The organism is Roseateles flavus (assembly GCF_039872765.1).
Taxonomy (GTDB): domain Bacteria; phylum Pseudomonadota; class Gammaproteobacteria; order Burkholderiales; family Burkholderiaceae_C; genus Roseateles_B; species Roseateles_B flavus.
The window spans coordinates 35,921-61,353 of the sequence record NZ_JBDPZC010000006.1; the positions used below are offsets into that span (position 1 = coordinate 35,921).

Genomic DNA, 25,433 nt, shown 5'->3' on the forward strand with positions numbered 1-25,433 from the left:
CGTGTCTTTAGGGTCCACTATTTGAATCAGGGCGGCCCGAGCCGCCCTTGGGGCTGAGCCGCTCGGGGAGTCGTGCTGCCCAGTTCGTGTCAGGCGTTGCCAAGCCCGCACGCCAGAACGCTGGGCAGCCGGTACGCGTTGGTGCGCATCACGGCTTGGCGATGGCTCATGGCAACACAAGAACTTGCGAGCCTCGGAGCGCCGCCGCTGCAACCGCATGCAGACCTCCCGTGCCCGACTCAACCAGCGGCTCTGTCTGTATCCATTTCAGGGTGCTGATCGCCGTGCCAAACAAGGCAATGCAGTCCATGTCGGCCTGCTGAGCTGAACGGTAGATGATGCCGGCAAAGCCTAGTGCAAATGCATCAGCTGCGAGCTCCTGGGTGTGGCTGAAACGCATGGACTGAAGCACTGGCCAGGCAGAACTCATGGCGCGCAGGTCTACCAACTGCAGACGCTGCGACACCCTCAAGTGCACCAGGGAACGGGCAGCCAGCAGTTGCAGAGAGACGCCCATCGTCTCTCGTCGGCATACCGCTTCATAAAGAGCCGTCACTGGCGCAAGCGCGAAGTAGCCGACGGGCGTGTCACTCAGATCAAATCGCCAGGCCAGCAAACCCGGTGGCGCGAGCCGCACGCGCCCGATTCTGAGCGTTCCCTTGCGGGACCGTATCTGTTGGACGCGATAGAGCGCCTGCGGCGCATCAAGTTCAAAAGTTGGAGTGGAAGGAAGGTCGGAGAGTCTCATGCAAAGGGGCGTCAGGTCCCCTCTGCCCGTGCCAGCTTCAATACACGCTCCGTATCACCTTGCTCGAGCGCTTGTCGCGGCGTCAGTCCCTTCAAACCCCCGTGTGGAGACTCAAGAAACGACAACAGCGACCAACCCTCGGTTGTGCCAAGGGCATTGGCAAGCTCGGGAACTGCTGCCCAGAGCGCGGGCTCGAATTGCCACCGTGGCAATCGATACCCTCGCCGGGTCTGGGTAAGGCCGATGGCGCGGCCTTTGGCAATCCAAGCGTTGATGGTCACGCGTGTAGTACTGGCGAGCACGGCCGCTTCATCGGTCGTCAACATATCACCGGCTTGTAGCCTTTCAGTGCGAGCAGCCAAGCTGCTTGCAAGCAAAGCTCGCGTTTGCTCAGGGGAAAGGTAGGTCGATGTCGCCGTTGACGCGCGCATAGCGCGGGCTGGGCTTCGGGCAGAGGAAGAAGTTGTAGTGGTGGACTTCATGGGGCTTCGCTCGAAGACTTCAGGGCGCGTTGCGTGCGTTGACCTTGCGTGCGCAGAAAAACCCACCCAGGCCGGCATCGAGCCGCGTTTGGGCGTACTTGATGGCCAGGGGGCCTTGATAGCTCGGCAGCACCGCAGGGCAAGCCTGTGTGGTGCTCAGAGAGCTCAAGGGGGACTCGCGCCGCCGAATAATCTCAATCATCGGCACCGTATGAGACCGTTCAACAATCCCAGCAAGAATTTGCAGCGCCTGCAGCATGGAATCCTGTGCGCTCTTAAGGACGATCATTCGACCTCTTTCGATAGGTTCGTTAAGTTGGTGTAGTTGGATTATCCAGCAAGTTTTGAGAACCTGGGGCATCGGCTCCCCCCGGTTCGACCGCCCCCACGGTGGTCCGCGCTGGATTCCCCGCCGGGATCGGCGCTTGCCATGCAGCCAGCCAGACCTGCTATGCCGCTGAAAGGAGCCCACCATGTCTCATCAAGAACACGCTCAGTGTGTAGAAGCCTGCGATGAATGCGCAGCTGCCTGTAATCACTGCGCGACCGCCTGCTTGGCGGAGCCCGACGTAAAGATGATGGCACCGTGCATTGCACTGGACATCGACTGCGCTGCAATCTGCCAGCTGGCCTCCGCGGCAATGGCACGTGGGAGCTCATTTGCACGGGATGTCTGCGCGCTATGCGCCAGCATCTGTGAAGCCTGCGGTCAGGAGTGCGCCAAGCACTCAGCTGACCATTGTCAGGCGTGCGCGCAGATGTGTCGTCGCTGCGCCGAGGAATGCCGGCGCATGAGCGCTACTGTCTAAACTTGATGCGTCAGGCTAGGCGTTCGTCGGGGCCAAGGACCATTCCCCCTCACGATTTGCCGTTGAGCAAGGCACCAGGGATTCGCTAATGCGCACCTCCGATGGCCGCCATAATGCCGGCCACCTAGGAGACGCGCATGCCGGACAGCCTTGCCCTGTTGATCGAACACTGGAAAGCAGACCCTCACAGCACCTACAACAGCTGGTTTCTCTGGGAAGAGCGTCTAAAGAACTTCCGATCGATACGCCGCGGGATTGGGCAGGTGGTAAGGGACATCGAGGCCGGCACGTTCGGGAACGCCTATCGTGGCTCGACCCTGGAGACGGTCGTCGAATCGGTGGCCGAACAGCGCCAGATTTTTAAGGGCGCCGATCACGCCTTCATGTGGAAGCCCAAGCTGCGGATTCCCGACATCTACGAGAACATCGAGAACCAGCGTGCCTTTGGGCGCCTGCTTCATGCCTGCGACTGTTGCGATACCGCACCGGCTGTCATCGAAGCTATTCAGCGCATTGATGCGCTGCAGATCAAGGGGCTCGGCCCTGCCGTGGCCAACCTTCTGTACTTCATTCATCCGACACTGGTGATGCCGTTCAACACGGCCATCGTCAAGGGCTATAACGCCTTGACCGGAAGCAACGTGAAGCTCGGACGTTGGGACCACTACCTGTCGCTGCGAGAAGGTGCCATTCGCCTGAATGCGCAGTACAGGACCCTGCTTTCCAATGATCTCGGCGCATTGGCGGGCCTGCTGTTCGAGATTGGGGCCGGACGCTATCAGGCGCCGCCCCGAACGCCGGCTGCGGGAGAACTGCAGGCCTGGGAAGAGGACCTGGCAAAGGTACGTGCAGAAACTGCCGCACTGACCAAGCAGTGGGCGGCGGAAAGCGAGAGTGATACCACTCACACGCAGATCCAGGGCTGGCTGCGAGACTTGGGCAAGGCGCTGGGCTTTGACGTTTGGATTGCCAGCAATGATCGCAGCCGTCCGCTGGGAGACGGCAAGCTGGGGGACGGATGTCTGACGGAGCTGCCGCTGAGTAGTATCGGTGGTGCTGAGTCTGTGCGGCTCATCGACGTCATCTGGCTCGAGCGTGGCTCAGAACGGGTCCATGCAGCGTTTGAGGTTGAACACTCCACCTCGATCTATTCGGGCATCGTGCGGATGCTCGACTTGGCGCTGGGGACCACCGTGGGGGCCGGGAGCACCCTGTTTTTGGTGGCGCCGGACAGCCGTCGGGACGATGTGCAACAGCAGCTGCGTCGTCCCGCCTTCTCTCGAGTTGCGGAGCTTGGGATCCGCTACCTGCCATACAGCCAACTGCAGCATCATCGAGAGGCCGTCGCCCGGTTCGGGTCGGGCCTCAAGCCCATGTTGGAGCTGTCCCAACTGCTGCAATAGCCCGGGCTCGCCAACACGGCTGGGAGAGCCGACTCCGCACGCCACGGAGCCGGCGCCTGTTTCACGCCTTCGTTCTGGGCGTCCCCCGCATTAAGAGGAACGCCGCCGGAATCACGAACAGCGACAGCAAAGGCGCCGTCACCATTCCTCCGAGCATGGGTGCTGCAATCCGGCTCATCACTTCCGAGCCGGTCCCGCTGCCCCAGACGATGGGGATCAGGCCGGCCAGGATCACGGCCACGGTCATGGCCTTGGGCCGCACCCGCAGTACCGCACCCTCGCGGATCGCATCAAGCACCAGCCCGGCGCTCAATGCCTCGCCGCGGCCGAGTCGCTCCTCCAGGGCGTGACGCAGGTAGATCAGCATCACCACGCCGAACTCTGCCGCCACCCCGGCCAGGGCGATGAAACCGACACCGGTGGCGATGGAGAGGTTGAAGCCCATCAGGTACAGGAACCAGATGCCGCCGGTGAGCGCAAAGGGCATCGTCGCCATGATGAGGGCCGCCTCGTCCAGGCGTTTGAAGGTCAGGTACAGCAGCACGAAGATGATCAACAGCGTGGCTGGCACCACCACCTTGAGCTTGGCATTGGCGCGCTCCAGGTACTCGAACTGCCCGGAATAGGCAATGCTGATGCCGGGCTCCAGCTTGATCTTCTTGGCCACCTCCTGGCGAAGATCGTTGGCGACCGACGCCAGATCGCGACCCCGCACATCCACATAGACCCAGCCTGAGGGCCGCGCGTTCTCGCTCTTGAGCATGGGTGGGCCGTCGCTGATGTTCACCTGGGCCAAGGCGCCCAAGGTGACCTGCTGGCCCATGGCGGTCTGTATGGGCAACTGGCGCAGCTTCTCCGGAGAGTCTCTCCACTCGCGCGGATAGCGCAGATTGATAGGGAAGCGGGCCAAGCCCTCGACAGTTTCGCCGATGTTCTCTCCGCCGATCGCGCCCGCCACGATAGCCTGGACCTCGGCCACGCTGAGCCCGTAGCGGGCCACTGCGTTGCGATCGATGTCCACGTCGACGTAGCGTCCGCCGGTGAGCCGCTCCGCCAGCGCCGAGCTGACACCGGGCACAGTCTTGGCCACCTGCTCCACTTCCGACGCGATCCGGTCGATCACCTTCAGGTCGCTGCCCGTCACCTTCACGCCGATGGGGCTCTTGATGCCGGTGGCCAGCATGTCGATGCGGTTGCGGATGGGCGGAATCCAGATGTTGGACAGCCCCGGAATCTTGACGGCCTGGTCCAGCGCCTCGACGAGCTTCTCCGGCGTCATGCCCGGCCGCCAGTGATCACGCGGCTTGAGCTTGACGGTGGTCTCGAACATCTCCAGCGGTGCAGGGTCGGTGGCCGTCTCCGCCCTCCCCGCCTTGCCGAACACGCGTTCCACTTCGGGCACGGTCTTGATCATGCGATTGCTCAGCTGCAGCAGCTCGGTCGCCCGCTGGGCCGAGAGCCCGGGCAGCGCCGAGGGCATGTACAGCAGGTCGCCTTCGTCCAGACTGGGCAGGAACTCGCCACCCAGGCGTGCCAGGGGCCAGATCGTCGTTGCCAGGGCTGCCACGGCGATGGCCAGAGTGGCTTTGGGCCGGCGCAGCACCCATTCCAGCGCGGGGCGGTAGATGGCGATCAGCGCGCGGGTGATGGGATTCTTCTGCTCGTCCGGAATGCGGCCGCGGATCCAGTAGCCCATCAGCACCGGGATCAGCGTGACCGAGAGCCCCGCCGCGGCCGCCATCGCATAGGTCTTCGTGAAGGCCAGCGGACCGAAAAGCCGGCCTTCCTGCGCCTCCAGCGTGAAGACGGGGATGAAGGACAGCGTGATGATCAGCAGCGAGAAGAACAAGGCCGGGCCCACTTCCTCGGCCGCCTCGGTGATCACGCGCCAGCGCTCTGCGCCAGCCAAGGTCCCGCCGGAATTGGCATGCTGCCAGGCCTCCAGCTTCTTGTGCGCGTTCTCGATCATCACCACGGCCGCATCCACCATGGCGCCGATGGCGATGGCGATGCCACCCAGGGACATCATGTTGGCGTTGATGCCCTGGTAGCGCATCACGATGAAGGCTGCCAGCACGCCCAGCGGCAGCGAGATGATGGCCACCAGGGCCGAGCGCAGATGCCACAGGAAGACCGCGCAGACCAGCGCCACGACCAGGAATTCCTCACCCAGCTTGTGCGTCAGGTTCTCGATGGCGCGCTCGATCAGCGCGCTGCGGTCGTAGGTGGTGACGATCTCCACGCCCTTGGGCAGGCTGGCCTGCAGTTCGCCCAGCTTCTTCTTGACCCCAGCGATGGTCTCCTGCGCGTTCTTGCCGGAGCGCAGGATCACGACGCCGCCAGCGACTTCGCCCTCTCCATCGAGCTCAGCAATGCCGCGGCGCATCTCGGGGCCGATCTGCAGCGTGGCCACATCGCCCAGCCGTACCGGGATGCCGCCTCGCGCTGCCAGGGCAATGGACCGGAAATCCTCCAGCGACTTCAGATAGCCGCTGGCCCGCACCATGTATTCGGCGCCGCTCATCTCCAGCACGGAACCGCCCGTCTCCTGGTTGGCCGACATGAGGGCCTCGCGGACCTGCGCCTGCGTGATGCCATAGGCCGTCAACCTGGCCGGATCCAGCACCACCTGGTACTGCTTGACCATGCCCCCGACCGAGGCCACCTCCGCCACATTGGGCAGGCTCTTGAGCTCGAACTTGAGGAACCAGTCCTGCAATGCGCGCAGACCGGCGAGGTCCGTCTTGCCTGTCCGATCCACGAGGGCGTACTGAAAGATCCAGCCGACGCCCGTCGCGTCAGGCCCCAGCGCCGACTTGGCGGAGGCCGGCAGCCGCCCCTGCACCTGGTTCAGGTACTCCAGCACCCGCGAGCGGGCCCAATACAGGTCCGTGCCATCCTCAAAGAGCACGTAGACGAAGGAGTCCCCGAAGAAGGAGAAGCCTCGCACCGTCTTGGCCCCAGGCACCGAAAGCATGGTGGTGGCCAGGGGATAGGTGACCTGGTTCTCGACGATCTGAGGCGCCTGGCCCGGATAGTTGGTGCGGATGATGACCTGCACATCGGAGAGGTCCGGCAAGGCGTCGATGGGCGTGCTGCGCACGGCCCAGACACCCCAGGCGAGCAGAAACACGGTGCTGAGCAGGACCAGGAATCGGTTGCCGACCGACCATCGGATGAGTTGGGCAATCATCGCTGGGCTCCCGAAGTGGCGTGGCTCGCCGGCTCCATTGACACGATCACGTAGTCATCACCCCGCCTGACGAAGCTGAACTTCACGGCCTGCTTGGTCTTCAGCCCCACCGCCAAGGCCGGCTTGTCGAGCTTGAAGCCCATAGTCATGGCTGGCCACTTCAAGGCCTCGATCGCGCCGTGAGACAGGGTGACCTCGTCCTTGCTGATTTCCTCGATGGTGCCCATAGCGCTGTAGCTTGCGTGAGCGGTGTGATCTACGGCTGTCGTGGCAGCAGAAGAAGCAGGGGCTGTCTTCGGCGAGGCTGAGGCTGCCTCCATCGGAGGCGTCACCCCTTTGAGACTGGCCTCGGAATCGATCAGGAATTGGGCCGATGCCACGACCTGCTGTCCGGCGCTCAGGCCGCTGAGCACCACCAACTGATCCTCGATCTCTTCGCCCACCTCCACGCTGACCGGATGGAATCGACCAGGGCCGTCCACTACATAGGCCAAGGCACGCTTGCCCGTCCGGATCACAGCCTCGCTGGGCACCAGCAGGCGCGGTTGAGGTGCTCCCTGCAGGCTGACTTGAGCAAACATGCCGGCCTTGAAGCGCTGCCCGGGATTGGGCAGCTCCAGTCGCACGCGCAGCGTTCGGGTGTCTTTGCTGGATTCCGGCAGGATGCTGACCACCCGTGCCTTGAATATTTCGGCGCCGTAGGCGGCAAATCGCATCTCAGCCGCCTGGCCCACCGCGACGCGCCCGCCCTGAGACTCGGGCACCGCGACCTCCACCCATACACTGCCCAGGCCGTTGATGCGGGCCAGGCTCATGCCCGCGCCGACCGTCATGCCTTGCCTCACCATCAGTTCGGCGATCAGGCCGCCTTGCGGTGCGGTGACGGTGATGCGGGCGCTGGGTTCGTGGGTCTGATCCAGACGCGCCACCAGCGCTTCGCTCATGCCCAGCAGCAGCAGGCGCTGCCGAGCGGCTTGTGTCAGCGTGGCGTCTCCAAGCGCCCTGACGGCCAGGTACTCACGCTGCGCCGCCACCCACTCGGGCAGCAGGAGGTCGACCAGCGGCGCGCCAGCGGCAATCACGTCCCCTGGGGCGCGCGCATAGACGCGCTCGACAAAGCCGCCGGTGCGAGCCTGCACGATGCTCACGTCGCGCTCATTGAGCTGTACGGTCCCCACCGCCTCGACGCGCGCGGCCGTCGGCCGCTCCTGGACCGAAGCCACCCGCAGGCCCAGGGACTGCACCGTTTGCGCGGACACGCTCAAGCCAGGCGACTGGTCCGAGACCTCGTCGGCATACTTGGGCTGCAACTGCATGTCCATGAAGGGTGACTTGCCCGGTTTGTCGAAACGCTGCGTCGGACTCATCGGGTCGTACCAGTACAGCACCTTGCGCTCGGCCTTCGCGGCGGGCACGTTGGCCTCTTTCGAGACGTTGTCGTGGCTGACGGAGCTGGCGCGCCAGCTTGAAAGACCCCAGCCCGCGGCGATGCCAGCAGCAAGCAAAGTGAGCCCTGCAATGAAGTTCTTGGTGTTCATGGGGTGTCCTTCCTCAGTCGGCGATCAGGCTGTGCAAACGGGCAAGCAAGCCGCTGCGTTGCGCCTGCAGGTCGATACGGCGCAGGCGCTGCTCCAGCACCTGGCTTCGCACGGCAAGGACGGCGGCCAAATCAGCGCGGCCTGCCTGGTAGTTGCTGAGCGCCAGCGCGACGCGGTCCTGAGCCAGCGGCAGTGCGTGGCCGTCCAGCCGCTCGATCTGCCGTCCCAGGGACTGGAGCTCCGCCAGTTCCTCCTCCAGTTCCTGGCGATGGCGGCGTTCGGTCTCCTCGCGCTCGGCTTCAATGCGCTCCAGATCGCGCTGCTTGGCCGTGGTCATGGGGCGCTGGCGCCGGTCCTTCTGCCAGGGCAGCTCAAAGCTCAGCTGGAAGGAGAGCATGTCGCCCCACTGCGCGCCGCGGCGGCTGTAGGCCAGCTCCCACGCCCAGTCGCCCTTCGACTCGGCATTGGCTTCGTTCAACTCTGCACGGGCCATGGCCAGCATGGCGGGATAGACGGCCAGCTCAGCATGGTGGCTCAGCCGGGTCCGGAACTCCTCGGCCGGTAGCTCCGTCAGGGGGATGTCGCCCTCCAGCACTTCGTCGCCCTGTGGCCCCAGCAGGCGGCGCAGTGCTGCCCGTGCCTTCTCGGCATCACGCTGAAGTTCGTCCGCGCGATCGGCCAGTGCCAGCGCCTCCTGGCGCGCCATCAGCAGGTCTGCGACCGGTGCGCCCCCAGCGATGCGGGCAGGCAGTGTGTCCTGCAGGCGCTGGTTCTCTGCCTGCAGCTCACGCAGGAGTGCCCGCTTGTCCTCGATGCTTCGTGCCGTGATCCAAGCCAGATCCAGCGCCTGGCGCACTTGCAGCCGCTGCACCTGCAGCATTGCGCGCTCCCGCTCGGTGCGGGCCTGGGCCCCCTCAAGCCGGGCAGCGCGCTTGGCCTGGTTGGGGACCTCCTGCATCAAGGCAATGCGCTGCATGGTCATGAAGTCCCGGGTGAGGCTCCACCGATCCATGCCGCTGGTCGGCAGGTTCTCGATGCCCAGGGACAGGCGCGGGTCTGGCAACGTGCCGGCCGCGGGCTGGGCCGCGGATGCACCATCCAATGCCGATTGTTGGGCATGAAGCCCGGGGTTTTGGCGCTCGGCGAGCTGGCGCGCTTCTGCGTAGCTCAGCGCATGAGCTGGCAGCACAAAGCTCAGACAAAGGCTCAGCAGCGCGCTGATCCGGCAAGGTGTGAAGGCAGAGTGCAGCCCCAGGGGGCGGCCAATGTGGCATGTAGACATGGGAGTCCTCAAGAAAAGTCGCAATCGCAGCAAGGGGCACGCGCTCAGAGCGCGCGCGGCATGCGATCAGCTCAATTCCTGAGGACCAAGAGGCTGAGATACAGCGGTGGCTCACCAACTGGCCGATGAGCAAGTGCCGCCTGCCCAGTGCGGACACTCGCCGGCAGCTCCGGCAGGACCGGCTGCACGATGCCCAAGATGAGGGTGACAGCTGCAGGGTTCGGCTGCAGATCGGGCGCTGTTGTCAGCGGGGTGGTCTGAGCATCCTTGTCGCAATGGGCCTTGCAGAGCTGCGGCTGTTCGTCATCCATCGAGCCAGGCATGCCATCGCAATCGGGCATGGCCATGACCATGGCCGCATGCTGACGGGCCTTCTCCAGCTGTGGGCAGGCGTAGGCGGCTGTGGCGAGCTGCATGAAGAGCATCGCCATCAGGACGCTGGTGCAAACCCAGCGACGCAGACGCCTCGTAATGGTCATGGGTGCAAGAATAGTTCGGAGAGAACTGCCGCAATTGCGCTATGTCAAGCGAACTCGCTGAACTGCGGCTTCGCGCGGCTACTGGGCACTGGCAGCCCATGGGCTTCCGCACCTCAGGAGGGCACGAATTTCAGGGCTGCTTTTGAACTGAGAAGGTCAGATTCACACTATCGCCGCTCTTGTTGGACCACATCCAGCAGTAGTCCTGATCTTGTGCCACTTCCAGCACCGCATCGGCAGATTTGGCACCCTCCACCTTGGCGGCGAACTCCACGTTCTTTCCCTCGTGGAAATGGACGTTGAAAGCGGTGGGCTGGGTGGACTTGAAGGCCCAGGCGACGCGCTGCCCCTTGCTGAGCTTGGCGCACACCTCTGCGAACTTGCCGGCGGCGATGGGCTGGGAATGCTCGAAGCGTCCCGTCGAGTCCCAGCGGATGTCGACCACGTCGGCCACCGCGGCGTGCACCGCCGCAGCACCGACGAGAGCCAGGGCAATGCTCACCATACTACGTCTCATCATGTCATTCCTCGGCACGCAATGCCTTGTTGAGTTGATCCACCACCTCGGCCCAATCTGCGTCTCGAAGGATCTCCTCGCGCAACAGCGTAGCCTGTGCGGGCGTCCAGAACGGGGCATCCTCAAGGGCCACGGCGCCAGGCAGTGGTGCATGCTGCATCAGGAAGCTCGCGATGCTCGCATCGTCCGCCAGCAGCCCCAGTTGCTTGAACAGCTCCGAGAATCGGTGAATTGGTCTTTCCATTTTTTAGCTCCAACAACAGAGATCTGCTGGGTCAAGCAGCAAGGGGCCGTTCAAAGTGCTTGGCGGTATCCTGAAGCATATGGTCGACGCACCAGCGTGCGTAGGCCGCTCCGAGGCAACGCCCGGCGAAGGCCGGTAGGCCACGAGTGGGCAAGGCGTAGTCGATCCAGATCGTGACATGCGTTCTTCCTTCCTGAACCTGGACCTTGAAACCCATTCTGTACCCGGCCAGCAAAATGAGCTTCGGAATACCGGACGTCTCCCAAGCCTTGCCCCAGGGCTCCCTGCGCTCAATCACCGCCTCGTCAACAGCCAGCGGCCAAGCAAGAAAGCGACCACGAAGCCGCATCACGCTTCCCACTGCGCGACCACCGGCTGCATCCAGTTCCATGCGCATCGTGGAATAGCCCATCATCAACGTTGGCTTCGACATATGGGCCACCAGACGCAAGGGATCGTCCAGGAAGGCGAACACGGCCTCGGCCGGTGCAGACAGCACCGTCTGGGCCTGGTAGTGCTCGCCGTAGGACAAGGTCCTCACCCGCGGCGCAGCCTCAAGGCGTTGGTGATGACCGAGGCCGAGCTGAGGCTCATGGCCAGCGCCGCGATCATGGGTGACAGCAGCCATCCGGTGAACGGATACAGAAGGCCCGAAGCGATGGGGATGCCCAGCGCGTTGTAGACGAAGGCGAACATGAGGTTCTGCTTCATGTTGCCCACCGTCGCCTCGGACAGTGCGCGCGCCGTCGAGATGCCGCGCAGGTCACCTTTGACCAGCGTGACCTGCGCGCTGTTCATGGCAACATCAGTGCCGGTCCCCATCGCGACCCCTACATCCGCCTTGGCCAGGGCCGGTGCATCGTTGATGCCGTCCCCTGCCATGGCCACCACGCGCCCCTGGTCCTGAAGGCTCTGCACCAGGGCCAGCTTGTCTGCAGGCTTGACCTCGCCGTGGACCACATCAATGCCCAGGCGTGCGCCGACAGCCTTGGCGGTAGTGAGTCCATCCCCCGTCGCCATGACGATGAGAATGCCGGCTTCTCGTAGCGCTGTCAGTGCCTCAGGCGTACTGGACTTGATCGGGTCGGAGACCGCCAACAGCCCCATCAGCTTCCCATCCGCCGCGAGATGCATGACGCTGGCACCTTCCGCCCGAAGCGCTTCGGCAGCGGGAAGCAGGACCTTCACGTCGACACCACACTGCGCCATCAGCGCCGTATTGCCCAGCGCCAGTTGGCGACCCTCGACCACGCCGCGTACGCCGATGCCGGTGCCAGATTCGAAGCTCTCCGGCTTGGACAGCACCAGACCTCTCGTGCGCGCCTCCTTGACGATGGCCTCCGCCAGCGGATGCTCGCTGCCCTGGTCCAGGCTGGCGGCCAGGCGAAGAAGCTCAGTTTCCTGGACGCCAGGAGCGGCGATCAGTCGATCAAAGGCAGGTCGGCCCTCAGTCAGTGTCCCCGTCTTGTCGATGATCAGGGCATCGATCTTGCGCAGGTTCTCGATGGCCGCTGCATCCCGGAAGAGCACCCCGCTGGTCGCCCCACGCCCGGTGGCCACCATGATCGACATGGGGGTGGCGAGTCCTAACGCGCAGGGGCAGGCAATGATCAACACAGCGACGGCGTTGACCAGCCCATAGACCCAGCTCGGCTCGGGTCCAAACAGACCCCAGACCACCAACGTCAGCAACGCGATCCCCACCACGGCCACGACGAAGTAGCCAGCGACTTGGTCCGCCATGCGCTGCATCGGTGCTCGCGAGCGCTGGGCCTGGGCCACCATCTGCACGATCTGAGCCAGCATCGTGGCGGATCCCACTCGCTCTGAGCGCATGACCAGGGCGCCATTCGTGTTCAAGGTCGCACCGATCACCTTGTCGCCGGGGCCCTTGACCACCGGCACTGGCTCTCCAGTCAGCATGGCTTCGTCGACAGCGCTGCGCCCTTCGATGACCACGCCATCGACCGGCACCTTTTCGCCAGGCCGCACGCGAAGCAGATCGCCCACATGGACATGGGTCAGCGGCACATCAGACTCCGCGCCATGCTCGTCGATGCGCCGTGCGGTCTTGGGCGCCAGACCCAGCAGCGATTTGATGGCTGCTGAGGTCTGGGAGCGCGCCTTCAATTCCAGGATCTGGCCCAGCAGCGTCAACGAGATGATGACCGCAGCGGCTTCGAAGTAGACCGCCACGCGACCCATGGCCTGGAATGATGCTGGGAACACTTGCGGGGCTACAGTCGCTACGACGCTGTACACGAAGGCAGCGCCGGTTCCCAGGCCAATCAGGGTCCACATGTTCGGACTGCGGTTCACCACCGACTGCAAGCCGCGGTCAAAGAACGGCCAGCCGGCCCAAAGCGCCACCGGCAAGGTGAGGATCATCTCGACCCAGCTCTGCGTTGCCATTTCAAACAACTGCAGCCTGTGCCCCACCATGGCGAGCAAGGTGACCACCACCGTGAAGGGGAGCGTCCACCAGAACCGTCGCTGGAAGTCCAGGAGCTCCGGGTTCTCTTCCTCCTCCAATTCAGGCAAGAGCGGTTCCAAGGTCATGCCGCACTTCGGACAATTGCCGGGATGATCTTGCCGGATTTCCGGGTGCATGGGGCAGGTGTAGATTGTCTGCCCGGGTGAACTGGGTGCGGCGGGCTCGGCGGAGCCTGACGAAGCAGGCGCAGGCTTCGTCGCGGCTTCCGGCTGCTTGTGCTCATGGTGGTGACCTTGGCGGTGCTCATGCGCATCATGGCCGGCTGCTGGTGTTGCCCCCGCCAAGACCAACGTCATCCCGCACAGTGGGCATTTCCCAGGCTGCGCTTGCCGGATCTGCGAATGCATCGGGCAGACGTACATCTCTGCCGGGGCGGCAGCGTCTGATTTCATTTCGTGTTCGTGATTCATGCGGCTCTCTTGGATTGGGCCTTGATCGATGCACGGCCGGGCCCATCTCATGACGGCCCGGCCACGGTTGGCTGGATCAGCCCTCCGGATTCGGCGGCGCGGTGCTGGCTGACCAGCGTGGGATGAAGCGCGGCGTCTGCGCTGCCCAACGGCGGTACTCGGCGCCGAACTGCTGCTCCATTTCCCGCTCCTCGGTGATGGCCAGGCGTCCGTACATCACTAGCAGGATGGGGAACATCAGCAGCGTCAGCAACGTGGGCCACTGAGCGAGGAAGCCCAGCAGGATCAGCACGAAAGCCACGTACTGCGGATGTCGGACCCTGGCATACGGTCCGACGGTGGCCAGTGCGTGGCGGCGCTGCGCGTGATAGAGCACATGCCAGGCCTCGGACAGCAGCCAGAACCCGCCGCCCAGGAGGAGGTAGCTGGCGATGTGCAGGGCGCCGAAGTGCGGGTCGCCCTTCTCGCCCAACAACGTCGACCAGAGATGCCCTGAGTTGTGGGACAGAAGGTCAAGCCCCGGGTAGCGCGTTTGCAGCCAGCCCGACAGCAGATAGATGGTCAATGGGAAGCCATACATCTCGACGAACAACGCGACGATGAAGGCGGCGAAGGCGCTGAAGCTGCGCCAGTCCCGCGCCGTCTGGGGCTTGAAGAAGCTGAACGCGAACATCACGAAGACGGCCGAATTGAGGATCACCAGGGACCACAAGCCGTAGGCAGGAGCGTCGTGTGTCATGGCGTCTTCCTTTCGTCGCGATCCTCACCATGCTGGTGGTGCCCACCTCCGTGGTGATGGCCGCCGTGCATGAAGACATGCATCAGCGGGCAAGCCAGCAAAAAGAGATAGGGCAGGACGCCCAGCAGGTGGGCTCGGTGCTCCTCCCAGAGGAACCAGCCAGCCACACCGGCCAGCACGAGCCAACCCAAACCGAAGCGGGAGCGCCAGAAGGGCGCACGCTGATGGTTGTGTTCCATGGCGACAGCCCTCCGGTTACTTGGTCATCGCGGCCGGACCGGCGGGCATGCGGTCCATCATCATTTCCATCATCATCTGCATCATGTCCATGCGCTGCTCCATGGCCTCCATGCGAGCCTTCGGATCCGTTGGCATGCCTTTCATGCCATCGCCTGCGCCCTTGCCGGACATCTGCTTCATCATCCCCATGCCGCCTTGCATTGCCTTCATGTGCTCGGCCATCAGCGCCTGACGCTCCTCAGGCGTCTTCGCGGCCATCATCTTCTGGTGCATCTCCTGCATGGCCTTCATCTTGGCGCCCATGTCCCCGGCCATCGACTCCTTGCCAGGGGCTGCGGCGGCCTTTGGCACCGGCTTGGCAGGCGGCTGCGCTGCAGACGAGGCTGTGCCCTCGGGATGGTGCGCCTGGTGATCCTGTTCATTCGCGGCCACAGGTTTCTGTGCGACGGCGAGACCTGCCGCCAAAACCAGCGCAGGAGTGATCAATGCAATCTTGTTCATGGTGCTCTCCGAAAGGTTGCGGCGAGGAAGACCGACTGGGGTCCAAGTCGAAGGCACGCGTGCTGCCCCGCCACCAGCACGCGCGTCACAGCGTGCGGTTTCAAATGCCTCCCGACGAATGCGAGAGGCTGGGTGGCGGATGGCTAGATGGTCAGCCTGAGCAGGCGGATCGGGATGGGTGGCCCCGTCACGCAGGGGGGCACATCTGCGGGCAAGACCTCGGCGATCTGCGCGACGCCAGGTGTCCAGGCTAAGGTCGTGAACTGGATCAGCACTGGCAGCAGACTGCCCGGCGAGCCCAGATCCTTGGCAACGACGTTGACCGTGGAGCGTTCGTCATCACAGAACTTCTGGCAGGCCTCGCCGTGATCCTGCGGTTCGGGAGCATTCGACTCGACGGCGATCTCGTCGTCGTCATGATCGTGATGCCCATGTGACGACGCGGCACCGTCGTGATGGTGTGAAACCGCTTCACCGAGCACCAGAACCGCACTGCTGCCGCCCAAGGCGCAAGCATTGGCCATGCCGGAGACCAGCGCGAACAGCCAGACGAACAGCATCGCGGCCGCAAGCCGCCGCTTAGTTGTCCGTTGAATCGTGGTCATCATGGAATGAATGCTCCAGCGAGTCGCTTGTCTCTAAGCCGATGTTGCGCCGGGCGCCTCGTCGCTACATTGACACGCATCAATCTCTGCGCCGCAGCAAAGGACCGCTCGGCGGACTTCAATTGGCAGCCGCCTGCAGCTCCATGACGACAAGGCCGCCTGAGAGGCGCTCCACCTTGAAGCGGACCTTGTCGCCAACCTTCACCTGATCGAGCATCGCGGGGTCTCTGACCTGAAACACCATGGTCATGCCTGGCATCTGCAAGTTCTTGATCTCGCCATGGCGGATGGTGAGCTTCTTGCTTTCCTTGTCGATCTTGCGAATCTCGCCATCGGTCATGTCCGCGGCGGGGGCTGAGGCGCCCCCTGCGTGCATTGCACTGTGATCCATGGTTTGGGCGCTCGCCGAAGCGGAGAAAGTGCCGCCCAGCGCCAGCAAAGAGGCCAGAACAACTGTCTTGATTGCATTCATGTCGTACTCCTTCAACGGTAGCTTTGATAGACGCGGGCGCCGCCCTCCTGGGCGAGCAACAGCACGTCGTAGGGATCCTTGCGGCCGTACTCCGGGCCGTCCATTCCGGGGGAACCGAGCGGCATGGCGGGCACAGCCAGGCCAACAGCCTTGGGTCGCTCGCGCAGCAGTCGGCGAATGTCCTTCGCGGGCACGTGGCCCTCGATGGCATAGCCCCCCACCAAGGCGGTGTGGCAGGAGCCGAACCTGAGGTCGACGCCCAGACGTTTGCGTGCTTCGGTGTTGCCGCTGTCATTGACCGAAACCACCTGGAATCCATTGGCCTCCAGATGCCTGATCCAGTCCTTGCAGCAGCCGCAGTTCGGTCCTTTCCAGATCTGGACCTGGTGAGGCCCATCACTGGCCGGTTCCGCCTTAGCCCCAACTGGGGCTGCGAGCGCCAAGGCGGCGCCTCCAGCCAGCAGTTGGCGCCGCGTCAAGGGGGAGTTCCGTTCAGTGCTTGTGATCAGCATGGCCGCCGTCCTTGGGCGTTGAGGTTTTGCCGGCCACCGTGACCACCCCCTTCATGCCGGCCTCCAGGTGACCCGGCTGCAGGCAGGCAAACTCAATCCGGCCCGCCTTGGTGAACTGCCACACGATCTCTCCGGTCTTGCCGGGGGCCACGGTGACCATGTTCTCGTCGGCGTGCTCCATGCCGGGGGTCTTCTTCATGAGCTCGTAGTGCTCCTTGAGCTCCTTCTCCGTGCCAAGCACCATCTCGTGCTTGACCTGACCGGAGTTCTTCACGACAAAGCGAACCGTTTCGCCCTGCCTCACATCAACGCTCGAGGGGGTGAAACGCATGGCGTCGCTCATGTCGATCTGCACAGTGCGGCCAACCTGACTCGCGCTACCAGGTTTGCCAATTTCGTCTTCATGCTTGCCGTCCGCGTGGCTGAGTCCGGCCAAGAGGGACAGCGTCAGAGCCGCAGAGATGGAAATGGGGTTCAAATTCATAGGTCGTTCCTGCTGTTACTGCATGAGGAATGCGCGGCTCGCGATACCAGTGCGCAGACACTGGTCGCAGCTGGCGGCGCTTCAAAAGCCGGGAGGGGACGTGACTTGCGGTCGCCTAGGCCACGGGCGATTCGCCGGGGATCGAGCCCTAAACAGGAGATCCGGAATGCCAGAGGTGGCGAGGCGGCGCACCATGCCAAGCCACTGCAAAGCGGTTTTGCCGCAACGCAAAAGAGGCAAGGCGTTGGTGAGCGGGCGCGAGGCCCTGGCCCATCAGAGTAGTGGGCTTCGAGGAGGTCGTTCCAGCCCGCTGACCATGACGCGGTCGCGGATGACCTTGACGGTCGGAACGTCGAGCAAGTCAGGATGCACGACGGCAATCGTCACGACGCTGGAGACGATCGCCGCAGCACTGCAGCACGAGGAGCAAACACTGCATTTGCCCGAATGCTTGCTGTGGTTCTGTGAGGCCTTGTCGCAATGCGGGCTGACCTGCTCCGTTCCAGCTTGCGGATGGCAGTCAGGGGCACCGCCGGCTACGACGGCAGCTTCCTCAGTCACATGATCGGAGCCAGAGACCTGACGGCTTGAATGATTGGCCGGACCGCAAAGCAGCATGGTCTGCGCGGCGTACCCCTGAATGGGTAGCGCCGCGGCCAGCAACCATGCCAACACGATCCGCCAGAACTTGCTCATGCCCAAAAGTGTACGTGAGGAATCAACTGTATTGAATGTGCATCCCGCCAGCATGCCTATGCCGAGCGGGGCCACTTCAACGACGGCAACAGCAGCCGCCAGTGGGCGCAGGGGTTCGAGTGGCAGGCCCCTTTGCACTGACGGGCGAGTAGCCCGATGCTTCTATGGCTTGTAGAAATGCTTCGGCCTCACCATCGCCTGATTCGATCTCCACGCGATGGACAGCAAGATCAAATCGCAGCTCCGCGCTGGGATCCACGGCCTTCAGCGCCTTCGTAATGGTGCTGACGCAGTGGCCGCAAGTCATGTCGTTCACCTCAAAGGCAATCATCTTGGACTCCTATGGCTTCCCGATACAGGGTTCCAATGTCTTCCTTGACACCATGGGAAGGTCAAGTGTCTTGAAGGACCTTCTTGCGATTGACTTGCACAGCACGCTTCCACAGGCATTGAACGCGATGCTGCTTGGGCGGGGTACACCGCACGCCGGAGGAAAGCCATGCGGCCCCTTCTGCGTCTTCGAAGTAGATCTCGTGGGTGTCGCTGGCCTGCCAGACAGCAACAACATGTACGTGCGCCCACTGCTTGTGAGGCATCTGTTGATCAGGCATCAACAAGGAAACCTTCCTGACCTGCCTGGAGCCAATCACACGGATCCATCCTGGGAAATCGTCAGGGTCACTGCTATGGATGGACTCCACAGTGCGCCCGTTGTAGACCTCCAATGCAAGCCAAGGCGAACTCGAGAACCGAGCCATCAAGCTCCACGTTGACAAGCCTTGAGGTCTCTCGGGGGTGGAATCCTGGGAGCGCCACAGCTCACTTACGAATGTCACCACGGACCGGGATGGCAAGGTGTGCCACTCGCCTCGGACGGGGCGGTTGCAAGGGAGTAGAGATGGACACGGCTCATATGCCGTCAAAATTCTGCCCAGTCAGTTGCTACGGGACAAATCTAGGCCCATTGACGCAGCGCCCGCGCTGTCAATAGATGCGCTTTCTGGATATTTGCCCGCTGGGCCTACGGTGCCGCCGAAGGTCAACGATGCACAAGTCCCTCCATAGCCGGTCCAACGACGCACTACTCAATCTGCTGCGCAGAACGCGGCAGTCCCGCCGTTTGCGGCAAGCCGATCTAGCAGCCCGCTTGGGCCGGTCTCAGGCCGTTGTCAGCCGGGTGGAGTCTGGCGAACGCCGCCTGGACGTCGTTGAGCTTTGGGCCTGGCTGCAGGCCATGGACGTGGACTTTCTGAGCTTTCTGGAGCAACTCAAGAGCCAGCTTGAGAATCCAACTTCGCATGTGCAGCGCCAGAACGGCGCCGCCGGGCGGCATCCAGGATCAACGAATTGATGATCGCCGGCGTTTGGGCGGAGCGGCCAAGAGGGCTTCCGCTTCGGCCAGCAAGGCCGAACCCGAAACGCCCAGAGCTTTGGCAACGCGCAAGAGCAGACCCACCGTGGGCTGGCGTTCACCGCGCTCCAGCTTGCCGTAGTAGGAGCGGTCGACGCCCGCCAAGAGCGCAAAGCCATCCTGAGAATGCCCCAGCGCCTCCCGCGTCGCCCGAATCACTTGGCCCATGGCGGCGGCGACGTCGGGATCGAACGACGTCGAGCGTTTGGCCGGCGGAGCAATTGATGGGGCGCTGGGTTTCACGGCGGCAGAGAATCGCCGCCCATAGAATTACTGACCACGGCTCATATGCCGTATATCCAGCTAGGCACAAGCAAAATGACACCACTCGAGTACTTTCGTGACCACGTCATTCCAGACTGGGAACTGACTCCCGCAGAGGTGTCGGAAATGCTGGGGCTAGCCCCGGGTGAGTCGATCGAGGCACTCTCCAGGCCAGATTCCGAAGCCGCTCGGGAATGCCTTGCAGCACTATCTCGAACTCACACAGATCTCCAGCTGTTTGCAAACGACCCGTTCTTCGCCAAGCGCTGGCTGCGGGGACCGAATTCAGCGCCCCTGTTTGCAGGCCTTCCGCCAATTGAGGTGCTGCGCCGCGGTGATCCCGCAGTTTCCACGGCTGTTGCCGCCTACGTCCGAACTGCACTGGGCTATGACTACTCCTAAACAGAAACCGGTCAGCCCCATCAACGCACGTGGTTTGGAAGACGGACGGACGGTGAGAGGCAAGTCGTCGCGAGCAACACAGTGCGACTGGTCCTTCAGCTACGTAGGGCGTGGTGGCAAGGTGGCACTGCCACCAAACTTCGCCGACCTCAGGCCTGGCCAGCGCCTGTTCGTCTGCATTTCTGGTGTCGGGATCATTCTGTCGTTGAGGCCACGCGGCCTATACGACGGTCGGCTTTTGTCGCTGCGAGTGCGCCAGGCGGTGCGCAGCTTGGCCTCGTACGGTCCAAGGACGCGAAGGTCCAGCACGGGAACTTGAAGGCAGATCAGTCCAGCGCACGTGCGAACTGTCCATGAAGGGCTGTTAGGCTGCTGCCCCATGCAGGCATAGGAGGTGCGCATGGAAAATACGTCACGCAGAGGCTTCGTGCTGGGCTTGGTGGCTACAGGTTGGGCGATTGCCTTGGAGGCTCAAGCTCGAGGCGGCCGCACTGGACGCCGCGGCGCCGGTCACAGCAAAGGAGCTTCTGGGCGTGGAGGTAGCTCTGAATGCGGCTCCCGCGGTGGGCCGGGCGGGCCGCGAGACAAGAATGGCAAATGCCCGTCTTGGAAGAAGTAGCCAAAGCTCCCATCACCCGCCATGGCCATTCAGTAGGCGCCCCATGACCGCTGAACTTCAGCACTACATCCAGGCGGCTGACCGTGAGAACACGGTCAAGGCCTACGCCTCTGCGATTCGCCATTTCGAGATCGAATGGCACGGTCTTTTGCCTGCAACGGTCGACACCGTGGCGCGCTATCTCGTCGAACATGCGACGATCTACCGAGTCAGCACACTCCGCCTGCATCTCGCGGCTTTGGCAAGATGGCACGCTGACCATGGGTTCGCTGACCCAACTCGGTCACCCCTGGTGCACAAGGTCCTACGAGGCATTCGGGCAAAACATGCGACCGCCCAGCGCCGCGCCCGCCCACTGCAACTGGATGTCCTTGCAGATGTCATCGCATGGCTCACGAAGGACCAGGAAGCTGCGCTCGAACAGGGAAGACGAGCGGATGTGTTGAGGCGCTGCCGCGACCGCGCCTTGCTCCTGCTGGGGTTCTGGCGCGCATTCAGAGCTGACGAGCTGGCCAACATGCGCATCGAAGAGGTTGTTGCCGAGAGAGGCAAGGGGTTGACCTGCCGGCCCGGTCGTACCAAGACCACCGATGAGGATGACGACCGAGCCTTCCACTGCCCAGCGTTGTCTTGCCTTTGCCCTGTAGACGCGTACCTTGACTGGCTTGAAATCAGTGGGCTCACGTCTGGGCCGGTCTTTCCGGCAATTGACCGCTGGGGCAACGTCTCCAGCGATCACATGATGAGCCAGTCGGTGCTGCCGTTGCTGAGGAAAATCCTGGCTGAGGCTGGCGTGGCGGAGGCCCAGAGCTACTCCAGTCACTCGTTGCGCCGTGGCTTCGCCGGGTGGGCCAGTGCCAATGGCTGGGACATCAAGGATCTAATGGAGCATGTGGGCTGGCGAGACCTCAGTTCAGCACTGCGCTACATCGACAAGCCGCAGGATTCGATGAAGGCCAAGTTTGAGAAGGCGCTGGCGGACCATGCGCTTGCCCGGTCTAAGGCGGCACCTGGCTGAAGCGAATACTCGAGTTGCTGACTCCCGCACGCGCTGTGCTCGGCAAGGGTCATGGCACCTGCCACGCAGAGCATGATTTCTGCACCGGTAACGGGACCACAGCTGCAAGGCATTGCATTTGATCGGGCCCTCGCTGTCTTCGTTAATTCTCCAAACGCATTTGGCAATCAAGAATTAGATGCAAATCGCTTATGTAGGATTTTGACCCGTATCCCGGCAGACCCTCGAGTTCGCGTAGCTGAATGTAGCGAGAGTCTTTCTCAAGCGTAGGGACAGCGCGACCTGAGACGTTTCCTGTGGCCGTGTTGAAAAGTCAGTTCTCTCGTGACCTTGAAACGAGGAGAACTCTTGAACAAGTGATTTGCCCGCACGCGGATCCTGGGGGAAAGAGGACGGGCCGTCTTGATGGAGCGAGCACTAATGTAGAAAGGTCAGTAGGACCAGGCTCTTTGGCGTGACCACACATTTGTGTCGCAGAGTAGGTCAGTCAACACTTTGTTGCCGCAGTCTCGCGACGCAAAGTGCTGTAAGCACGTTCCTATGCCCCACGAGGGCCAGCACTTGGGCGTTAAGCCAACTTCTGTCGCCGGACTCTGTCCGCCAAGCAACGCCCCCCAATCCGCCCTTGGCATGTCGAGGACGGAACACTCTGCCGGCGTCGTGCCGCCGGCTTCCGAACGTGCGCAGCGACAATGGCCGCCATGAGCCGCACCTCCGCTTTCGACCAGTCTGGCTTGTCGACGAGGTCGATGTAGGTGCGCCTGGGTTCCAGTCCCTTCTCTGCGAGCTGGATCGCTGCCCGCTGGGTGTAGGGGCAAAGAATGTTGCTGATGAGCTCAAAGTCGTGCATGCCATTTCCTTGTGGATGAGCGCACGACCTTACGCACGGCCCTCGCTCGGCGCCATCGAAAGCTTGTGCAGGCCGCTGTGCAGAATCCTGCAGGTGCAGCCGTCATTTCGCTTGGCAATGGCTGAAGTCCTGCCCTGCCCTGGAGCCGCGAGCGGCAGCACTGCTCGGCTGACGCGCGCGGCAGCCCCTGGCGATCGGCGTTGTTCCACTCGACGAAACAGTGCATTCGGCCCAGCGGCCATTCTGGTTTCGGGCGCACTCGACCATAGTTCGGCCACTCGCTGCATCGATGGCAGCAACGTCAACGACACCGGACCGAATCATGAGCCGAGCCTATTCAGACATTGCTTTCACGCCCACCGTGCGTGCCATGCAGCGCCGCATGGGCAGCCGAACGTCCTATGCCCGACTGGACCAGGCCGAGGACCGCCGTGACGCTCTGACCGAGCGCGAAGCCGAGTTCATCCACGAGCGTGACGGCTTCTACCAGGCCACCGTAAGCGAAACCGGCTGGCCCTATGTGCAGTTCCGGGGCGGCCCGGCCGGCTTTCTGAAGGTGCTGGACGCCAAGACGCTGGCCTATGCCGACTTCCGCGGCAACCTGCAGTACATCAGCGTCGGCAACCTGGAGGGCAACGACCGCGTGTCACTCCTGCTGATGGACTACGCGAACCAGCGTCGTCTGAAGATCCTGGGCCGCGTGCGGCTGGTGAATGAAGCCGAGGATCCCGCACTGCTGGCCAGGCTCAAGCTGCCGCAGTACCGGGCCGAGGTCGAGCGCGCCTTCGTCATCACGGTCGAAGCCTACGACTGGAACTGCCCGCAACACATCACGCCGCGCTTCACCGAAGCCGAGATTGAGCAGGCCCTGCAGCCCTTGCGCGCCGAACTCGAGCAGGCACGGCGCGAGCTGGCCCGGCTGCGAAGCGCATCGGCAAAGCAGCCCTAGCCGACCTGGCCCATCACATTCAAGCCTGACCCGGCGCGAGGCCGCCGGGCCGGGTGAACTCGTCCCGCCTCAAGCCCAGGAGTCCCCCCATGCACATCAAGCACATGCTCGCCAAGGCCCGTTCCGACGCAGCCATCACCCCGGTCGAGGCACGCGACGCGATGCTCGGCTGCTTCGTCACCATTCACGGCGAGACGCTCAAGCGCGGCGCCGCGCTGCTGGGCAAGCCGCTCAGCGATGAGCAGGCCGAGCACCATGCCACCGTCATCATGAAGGGACTGCTGGGCCCGCAATGGGACCGCCCGAGCAAGGCGGCCCTGGCCGATGCGCGCGTACGCATGGACCAGAAGATGAACTTCTCGCAGGCGCCGCAGGACTTGCAGGATATCCACGAGCAAGTCTGCAACCTGATCGTCAGCAAGACGGCCTGAGCCGCCAGCTCCTTCATCCACCGAGCGGCGCCAGCCGCTCGCGCAGCCGCTCCACGGCCAGATCGCTGACCGCCCGCGCCTTGTGCGAGGCGTGGCGGCCCTCCCGGTGCACCAGATGCACCGGGAGGGCCGCCAGCTCGAACGGCTCCAACACCCGCTGCAGTGCACCGCTTCGTACCAGGCCGTCGACCTGGTAGGACATCAGTCGCGTCAGTCCGAAGCCGCCCACCGCGGCCGCAATGGCCGAATCATTGGTGGTGGTCTGCATGCGCGGTGCGAGCCTCACCGCCCTCACCTCCCCCTCCACCTTGAAGCGCCACTCCGGCGTCGGCGTGACGGCATTGGCCGAGATCAGGGTGTGGCCGAGCAAGTCCTCGGGCTGCCGGGGCTCGCCATGCGCGGCCAGATAGGCCGGCGCGCCGCAGATGACGCGGCGCACGCTCCCGACGCGCACGGCCTGCAGCGACGAGTCCGGCAGCTCGCCGATGCGCACGGCCACGTCCACCCCTTCATCGGTCAGATTCACCACCCGGTCCAGGAACCAGCAGGAGGCAGTGACCTCGGGATAACGCTGCAGGTACTCGGTCATGACCGGCGTCACATGCAAGGCCCCGAAAAGCACGGGCGCGGTGACGGTCAGCCGACCGCGCGGCGCGCCATGCAGGCCGCTGACCGACTCGTCTGCTTCAGCCAGCTCGGCCAGGATGCGACGGCAGTCCTCCACATAGCGTGCGCCGGCCTCGGTCACCCGCACGACCCGCGTGGTGCGGGTCAGCAGGCGGGCACCCAGGTGCGCCTCCAGCTCGCTGATGGCCCGGGTGACGGCCGGCGGCGAGATGCCCAGCTTGCGCGCCGCTCCGGCGAATCCGCTGGCATCGACGACCGCCACAAAGACATTGATGAGATGCAGTTTGTCCAACTGTTCCTCCGTGCGTAACGGTGCATTGCTATTTGCGGTGATTCTATTCGCCGACCGATTCAACGACAGTTCAGTCATTCGCCGAACAAGCAGCGAATGCCAAGCCGATTCACCCCACAGCATCACGGAGTCTTGACCATGTCCCGTCTCAGCATCCCCACCGTCGACCAATCCCTCGAAGCCGCCAAGCCCCTGCTGGCCGCCGTCGAAAAGCAGCTGGGCGTCCTGCCCAATCTGATGAAGCTGCTGGGCCAAAGCCCGGCGGGCCTGGAAGGCTACCTGTCGCTGAATGGCGCGCTGGCCAAGGGCAAGCTGAGCGTGCAGCTGCGCGAGCGCATCGCATTGACCACTGCCGAGTTCAATGGCTGCGATTACTGCCTGTCGGCACACAGCTACCTGGCCACGCATGTCGCCAAGATCGGCGCCCGTGAGATCGATGCTGCCCGCGACGGCCGCTCGGACGATGCCCGCACCGCCGCCGCCCTGCACTTCGCCCGTCGCGTGGCCGAGTCGCGCGGCCGGGTGTCGGATGCCGACCTGGCTGCCTTGCGCGCCGCTGACTTCGACGAGTCGGCCGTCGTGGAGATCGTGTTGAACGTGGCGCTCAACGTGCTGACCAACTATGTCAACAACGTGGCGCAGACCGACGTCGACTTCCCGCTGGTCGCCGCTCGGCAGACCGCCTGAAGTTCTGGGGGCGGCTCGGCCGCTCCTGTCTCGCC

At 63.5% G+C, this 25,433-nt stretch carries 29 protein-coding genes; 7 read left to right on the plus strand and 22 right to left on the minus strand.

Annotated features, from left to right (window positions below; translation table 11 throughout):
* Positions 1-166 precede the first annotated feature (166 nt).
* From ABDJ40_RS13455 to ABDJ40_RS13465, 3 genes are all read right to left on the minus strand, one after another.
* Complete coding sequence (locus tag ABDJ40_RS13455; protein WP_347610475.1) at positions 167-748, minus strand: RES family NAD+ phosphorylase; 582 nt, start codon at positions 746-748, stop codon at positions 167-169.
* Between the two features lie 11 nt (positions 749-759).
* Entirely contained in the window at positions 760-1,074 is a 315-nt protein-coding gene (locus ABDJ40_RS13460; protein WP_347610477.1) for a MerR family transcriptional regulator, read from the minus strand.
* Between the two features lie 175 nt (positions 1,075-1,249).
* Positions 1,250-1,519: a hypothetical protein gene (locus tag ABDJ40_RS13465; protein WP_347610479.1), complete on the minus strand. Its 270-nt coding sequence runs from the start codon at positions 1,517-1,519 to the stop codon at positions 1,250-1,252.
* 184 nt (positions 1,520-1,703) lie between these two features.
* Between ABDJ40_RS13465 and ABDJ40_RS24790 the strand changes: the two genes are divergently transcribed.
* Positions 1,704-2,039 (plus strand): four-helix bundle copper-binding protein, encoded by a 336-nt coding sequence (locus tag ABDJ40_RS24790; protein ID WP_347610481.1) that lies wholly within the window; start codon positions 1,704-1,706, stop codon positions 2,037-2,039.
* 137 nt (positions 2,040-2,176) lie between these two features.
* Positions 2,177-3,442, plus strand: coding sequence for a type II restriction endonuclease (locus ABDJ40_RS13475; RefSeq protein WP_347610483.1), 1,266 nt, complete (start codon positions 2,177-2,179; stop codon positions 3,440-3,442).
* Between the two features lie 61 nt (positions 3,443-3,503).
* Here ABDJ40_RS13475 and ABDJ40_RS13480 read toward each other — a convergent pair whose 3' ends face one another.
* From ABDJ40_RS13480 to ABDJ40_RS13560, 17 genes are all read right to left on the minus strand, one after another.
* Positions 3,504-6,635, minus strand: a complete 3,132-nt coding sequence (locus ABDJ40_RS13480; protein ID WP_347610485.1) for an efflux RND transporter permease subunit — start codon at positions 6,633-6,635, stop codon at positions 3,504-3,506.
* On the minus strand, positions 6,632-8,173 hold the full coding sequence (locus ABDJ40_RS13485) for an efflux RND transporter periplasmic adaptor subunit (protein ID WP_347610488.1): 1,542 nt from the start codon (positions 8,171-8,173) through the stop codon (positions 6,632-6,634). Before ABDJ40_RS13485 ends, ABDJ40_RS13480 begins: the two co-directional genes overlap by 4 nt.
* Before the next feature lie 13 nt (positions 8,174-8,186).
* Complete coding sequence (locus tag ABDJ40_RS13490; RefSeq protein ID WP_488473453.1) at positions 8,187-9,275, minus strand: TolC family protein; 1,089 nt, start codon at positions 9,273-9,275, stop codon at positions 8,187-8,189.
* 251 nt (positions 9,276-9,526) lie between these two features.
* A complete protein-coding gene (locus tag ABDJ40_RS13495; protein ID WP_347610492.1) occupies positions 9,527-9,886 on the minus strand; it encodes a hypothetical protein in 360 nt (119 codons plus the stop codon).
* A gap of 178 nt (positions 9,887-10,064) precedes the next feature.
* Positions 10,065-10,451: a hypothetical protein gene (locus tag ABDJ40_RS13500; RefSeq protein ID WP_347610494.1), complete on the minus strand. Its 387-nt coding sequence runs from the start codon at positions 10,449-10,451 to the stop codon at positions 10,065-10,067.
* 4 nt (positions 10,452-10,455) lie between these two features.
* Positions 10,456-10,695 carry a DUF2789 domain-containing protein gene (locus ABDJ40_RS13505; RefSeq protein WP_347610496.1) on the minus strand — a complete coding sequence of 80 codons (240 nt, stop codon included), beginning with the start codon at positions 10,693-10,695 and terminating at the stop codon, positions 10,456-10,458.
* Between the two features lie 31 nt (positions 10,696-10,726).
* Positions 10,727-11,227 (minus strand): SRPBCC family protein, encoded by a 501-nt coding sequence (locus ABDJ40_RS13510; RefSeq protein ID WP_347610498.1) that lies wholly within the window; start codon positions 11,225-11,227, stop codon positions 10,727-10,729.
* Positions 11,228-11,232: 5 nt separating this feature from the next.
* Positions 11,233-13,599 (minus strand): copper-transporting P-type ATPase, encoded by a 2,367-nt coding sequence (locus ABDJ40_RS13515; protein ID WP_347610500.1) that lies wholly within the window; start codon positions 13,597-13,599, stop codon positions 11,233-11,235.
* A gap of 76 nt (positions 13,600-13,675) precedes the next feature.
* Positions 13,676-14,338, minus strand: coding sequence for a methyltransferase family protein (locus tag ABDJ40_RS13520; RefSeq protein WP_347610502.1), 663 nt, complete (start codon positions 14,336-14,338; stop codon positions 13,676-13,678).
* On the minus strand, positions 14,335-14,577 hold the full coding sequence (locus ABDJ40_RS13525) for a DUF2933 domain-containing protein (protein ID WP_347610504.1): 243 nt from the start codon (positions 14,575-14,577) through the stop codon (positions 14,335-14,337). The genes ABDJ40_RS13520 and ABDJ40_RS13525 overlap by 4 nt, the downstream gene beginning before the upstream one ends.
* A gap of 16 nt (positions 14,578-14,593) precedes the next feature.
* On the minus strand, positions 14,594-15,079 hold the full coding sequence (locus tag ABDJ40_RS13530; RefSeq protein ID WP_347610506.1) for a hypothetical protein: 486 nt from the start codon (positions 15,077-15,079) through the stop codon (positions 14,594-14,596).
* A gap of 143 nt (positions 15,080-15,222) precedes the next feature.
* Positions 15,223-15,687 (minus strand): hypothetical protein, encoded by a 465-nt coding sequence (locus ABDJ40_RS13535; RefSeq protein ID WP_347610508.1) that lies wholly within the window; start codon positions 15,685-15,687, stop codon positions 15,223-15,225.
* 115 nt (positions 15,688-15,802) lie between these two features.
* Positions 15,803-16,156 (minus strand): copper-binding protein, encoded by a 354-nt coding sequence (locus ABDJ40_RS13540; RefSeq protein WP_347610510.1) that lies wholly within the window; start codon positions 16,154-16,156, stop codon positions 15,803-15,805.
* Between the two features lie 11 nt (positions 16,157-16,167).
* Positions 16,168-16,668, minus strand: a complete 501-nt coding sequence (locus tag ABDJ40_RS13545; RefSeq protein WP_347610512.1) for a DUF411 domain-containing protein — start codon at positions 16,666-16,668, stop codon at positions 16,168-16,170.
* Positions 16,649-17,152 (minus strand): cupredoxin domain-containing protein, encoded by a 504-nt coding sequence (locus tag ABDJ40_RS13550; RefSeq protein WP_347610514.1) that lies wholly within the window; start codon positions 17,150-17,152, stop codon positions 16,649-16,651. Before ABDJ40_RS13550 ends, ABDJ40_RS13545 begins: the two co-directional genes overlap by 20 nt.
* Positions 17,153-17,425: 273 nt before the next feature.
* On the minus strand, positions 17,426-17,848 hold the full coding sequence (locus ABDJ40_RS13555; protein ID WP_347610516.1) for a hypothetical protein: 423 nt from the start codon (positions 17,846-17,848) through the stop codon (positions 17,426-17,428).
* A 76-nt stretch (positions 17,849-17,924) separates the two neighbouring features.
* Positions 17,925-18,179, minus strand: coding sequence for a heavy-metal-associated domain-containing protein (locus ABDJ40_RS13560; RefSeq protein WP_347610518.1), 255 nt, complete (start codon positions 18,177-18,179; stop codon positions 17,925-17,927).
* A gap of 714 nt (positions 18,180-18,893) precedes the next feature.
* Here ABDJ40_RS13560 and ABDJ40_RS13565 point away from each other — a divergent pair.
* Positions 18,894-19,199: a helix-turn-helix domain-containing protein gene (locus ABDJ40_RS13565; protein WP_347610520.1), complete on the plus strand. Its 306-nt coding sequence runs from the start codon at positions 18,894-18,896 to the stop codon at positions 19,197-19,199.
* On the opposite strand, the gene ABDJ40_RS13570 is transcribed toward ABDJ40_RS13565, so the two are convergent.
* Positions 19,188-19,502: a helix-turn-helix domain-containing protein gene (locus tag ABDJ40_RS13570; RefSeq protein ID WP_347610522.1), complete on the minus strand. Its 315-nt coding sequence runs from the start codon at positions 19,500-19,502 to the stop codon at positions 19,188-19,190. The two genes, ABDJ40_RS13565 and ABDJ40_RS13570, sit on opposite strands and share 12 nt — an antisense overlap.
* Before the next feature lie 1,085 nt (positions 19,503-20,587).
* On the opposite strand from ABDJ40_RS13570, the gene ABDJ40_RS13575 reads away from it, so the two are divergent.
* The 3 genes from ABDJ40_RS13575 (at position 20,588) to ABDJ40_RS13585 (ending at position 23,792) form a co-directional block, all read left to right on the plus strand.
* Complete coding sequence (locus tag ABDJ40_RS13575; protein ID WP_347610524.1) at positions 20,588-21,562, plus strand: tyrosine-type recombinase/integrase; 975 nt, start codon at positions 20,588-20,590, stop codon at positions 21,560-21,562.
* 1,172 nt (positions 21,563-22,734) lie between these two features.
* Positions 22,735-23,361, plus strand: coding sequence for a pyridoxamine 5'-phosphate oxidase family protein (locus ABDJ40_RS13580; RefSeq protein ID WP_347610526.1), 627 nt, complete (start codon positions 22,735-22,737; stop codon positions 23,359-23,361).
* An 89-nt stretch (positions 23,362-23,450) separates the two neighbouring features.
* Positions 23,451-23,792 carry a hypothetical protein gene (locus ABDJ40_RS13585; RefSeq protein ID WP_347610527.1) on the plus strand — a complete coding sequence of 114 codons (342 nt, stop codon included), beginning with the start codon at positions 23,451-23,453 and terminating at the stop codon, positions 23,790-23,792.
* 13 nt (positions 23,793-23,805) lie between these two features.
* On the opposite strand, the gene ABDJ40_RS13590 is transcribed toward ABDJ40_RS13585, so the two are convergent.
* Positions 23,806-24,711: a LysR family transcriptional regulator gene (locus ABDJ40_RS13590; RefSeq protein ID WP_347611071.1), complete on the minus strand. Its 906-nt coding sequence runs from the start codon at positions 24,709-24,711 to the stop codon at positions 23,806-23,808.
* A gap of 138 nt (positions 24,712-24,849) precedes the next feature.
* On the opposite strand from ABDJ40_RS13590, the gene ABDJ40_RS13595 reads away from it, so the two are divergent.
* Entirely contained in the window at positions 24,850-25,398 is a 549-nt protein-coding gene (locus tag ABDJ40_RS13595; RefSeq protein WP_347610529.1) for a carboxymuconolactone decarboxylase family protein, read from the plus strand.
* Positions 25,399-25,433: the final 35 nt, after the last annotated feature.

Bases quoted from the DNA above. Each gene is read 5' to 3' on its own strand.
- ABDJ40_RS13455 (WP_347610475.1), bottom strand. From the start codon at position 748: ATGAGACTCTCCGACCTTCCTTCCACTCCAACTTTTGAACTTGATGCG.
- ABDJ40_RS13460 (WP_347610477.1), bottom strand. From the start codon at position 1,074: ATGTTGACGACCGATGAAGCGGCCGTGCTCGCCAGTACTACACGCGTG.
- ABDJ40_RS13465 (WP_347610479.1), bottom strand. From the start codon at position 1,519: ATGATCGTCCTTAAGAGCGCACAGGATTCCATGCTGCAGGCGCTGCAA.
- ABDJ40_RS24790 (WP_347610481.1), top strand. From the start codon at position 1,704: ATGTCTCATCAAGAACACGCTCAGTGTGTAGAAGCCTGCGATGAATGC.
- ABDJ40_RS13475 (WP_347610483.1), top strand. From the start codon at position 2,177: ATGCCGGACAGCCTTGCCCTGTTGATCGAACACTGGAAAGCAGACCCT.
- ABDJ40_RS13480 (WP_347610485.1), bottom strand. From the start codon at position 6,635: ATGATTGCCCAACTCATCCGATGGTCGGTCGGCAACCGATTCCTGGTC.
- ABDJ40_RS13485 (WP_347610488.1), bottom strand. From the start codon at position 8,173: ATGAACACCAAGAACTTCATTGCAGGGCTCACTTTGCTTGCTGCTGGC.
- ABDJ40_RS13495 (WP_347610492.1), bottom strand. From the start codon at position 9,886: ATGGCGATGCTCTTCATGCAGCTCGCCACAGCCGCCTACGCCTGCCCA.
- ABDJ40_RS13500 (WP_347610494.1), bottom strand. From the start codon at position 10,451: ATGAGACGTAGTATGGTGAGCATTGCCCTGGCTCTCGTCGGTGCTGCG.
- ABDJ40_RS13505 (WP_347610496.1), bottom strand. From the start codon at position 10,695: ATGGAAAGACCAATTCACCGATTCTCGGAGCTGTTCAAGCAACTGGGG.
- ABDJ40_RS13515 (WP_347610500.1), bottom strand. From the start codon at position 13,599: ATGAATCACGAACACGAAATGAAATCAGACGCTGCCGCCCCGGCAGAG.
- ABDJ40_RS13520 (WP_347610502.1), bottom strand. From the start codon at position 14,338: ATGACACACGACGCTCCTGCCTACGGCTTGTGGTCCCTGGTGATCCTC.
- ABDJ40_RS13525 (WP_347610504.1), bottom strand. From the start codon at position 14,577: ATGGAACACAACCATCAGCGTGCGCCCTTCTGGCGCTCCCGCTTCGGT.
- ABDJ40_RS13530 (WP_347610506.1), bottom strand. From the start codon at position 15,079: ATGAACAAGATTGCATTGATCACTCCTGCGCTGGTTTTGGCGGCAGGT.
- ABDJ40_RS13535 (WP_347610508.1), bottom strand. From the start codon at position 15,687: ATGATGACCACGATTCAACGGACAACTAAGCGGCGGCTTGCGGCCGCG.
- ABDJ40_RS13540 (WP_347610510.1), bottom strand. From the start codon at position 16,156: ATGAATGCAATCAAGACAGTTGTTCTGGCCTCTTTGCTGGCGCTGGGC.
- ABDJ40_RS13545 (WP_347610512.1), bottom strand. From the start codon at position 16,668: ATGCTGATCACAAGCACTGAACGGAACTCCCCCTTGACGCGGCGCCAA.
- ABDJ40_RS13550 (WP_347610514.1), bottom strand. From the start codon at position 17,152: ATGAATTTGAACCCCATTTCCATCTCTGCGGCTCTGACGCTGTCCCTC.
- ABDJ40_RS13555 (WP_347610516.1), bottom strand. From the start codon at position 17,848: ATGAGCAAGTTCTGGCGGATCGTGTTGGCATGGTTGCTGGCCGCGGCG.
- ABDJ40_RS13560 (WP_347610518.1), bottom strand. From the start codon at position 18,179: ATGATTGCCTTTGAGGTGAACGACATGACTTGCGGCCACTGCGTCAGC.
- ABDJ40_RS13565 (WP_347610520.1), top strand. From the start codon at position 18,894: ATGCACAAGTCCCTCCATAGCCGGTCCAACGACGCACTACTCAATCTG.
- ABDJ40_RS13575 (WP_347610524.1), top strand. From the start codon at position 20,588: ATGACCGCTGAACTTCAGCACTACATCCAGGCGGCTGACCGTGAGAAC.
- ABDJ40_RS13580 (WP_347610526.1), top strand. From the start codon at position 22,735: ATGAGCCGAGCCTATTCAGACATTGCTTTCACGCCCACCGTGCGTGCC.
- ABDJ40_RS13585 (WP_347610527.1), top strand. From the start codon at position 23,451: ATGCACATCAAGCACATGCTCGCCAAGGCCCGTTCCGACGCAGCCATC.
- ABDJ40_RS13595 (WP_347610529.1), top strand. From the start codon at position 24,850: ATGTCCCGTCTCAGCATCCCCACCGTCGACCAATCCCTCGAAGCCGCC.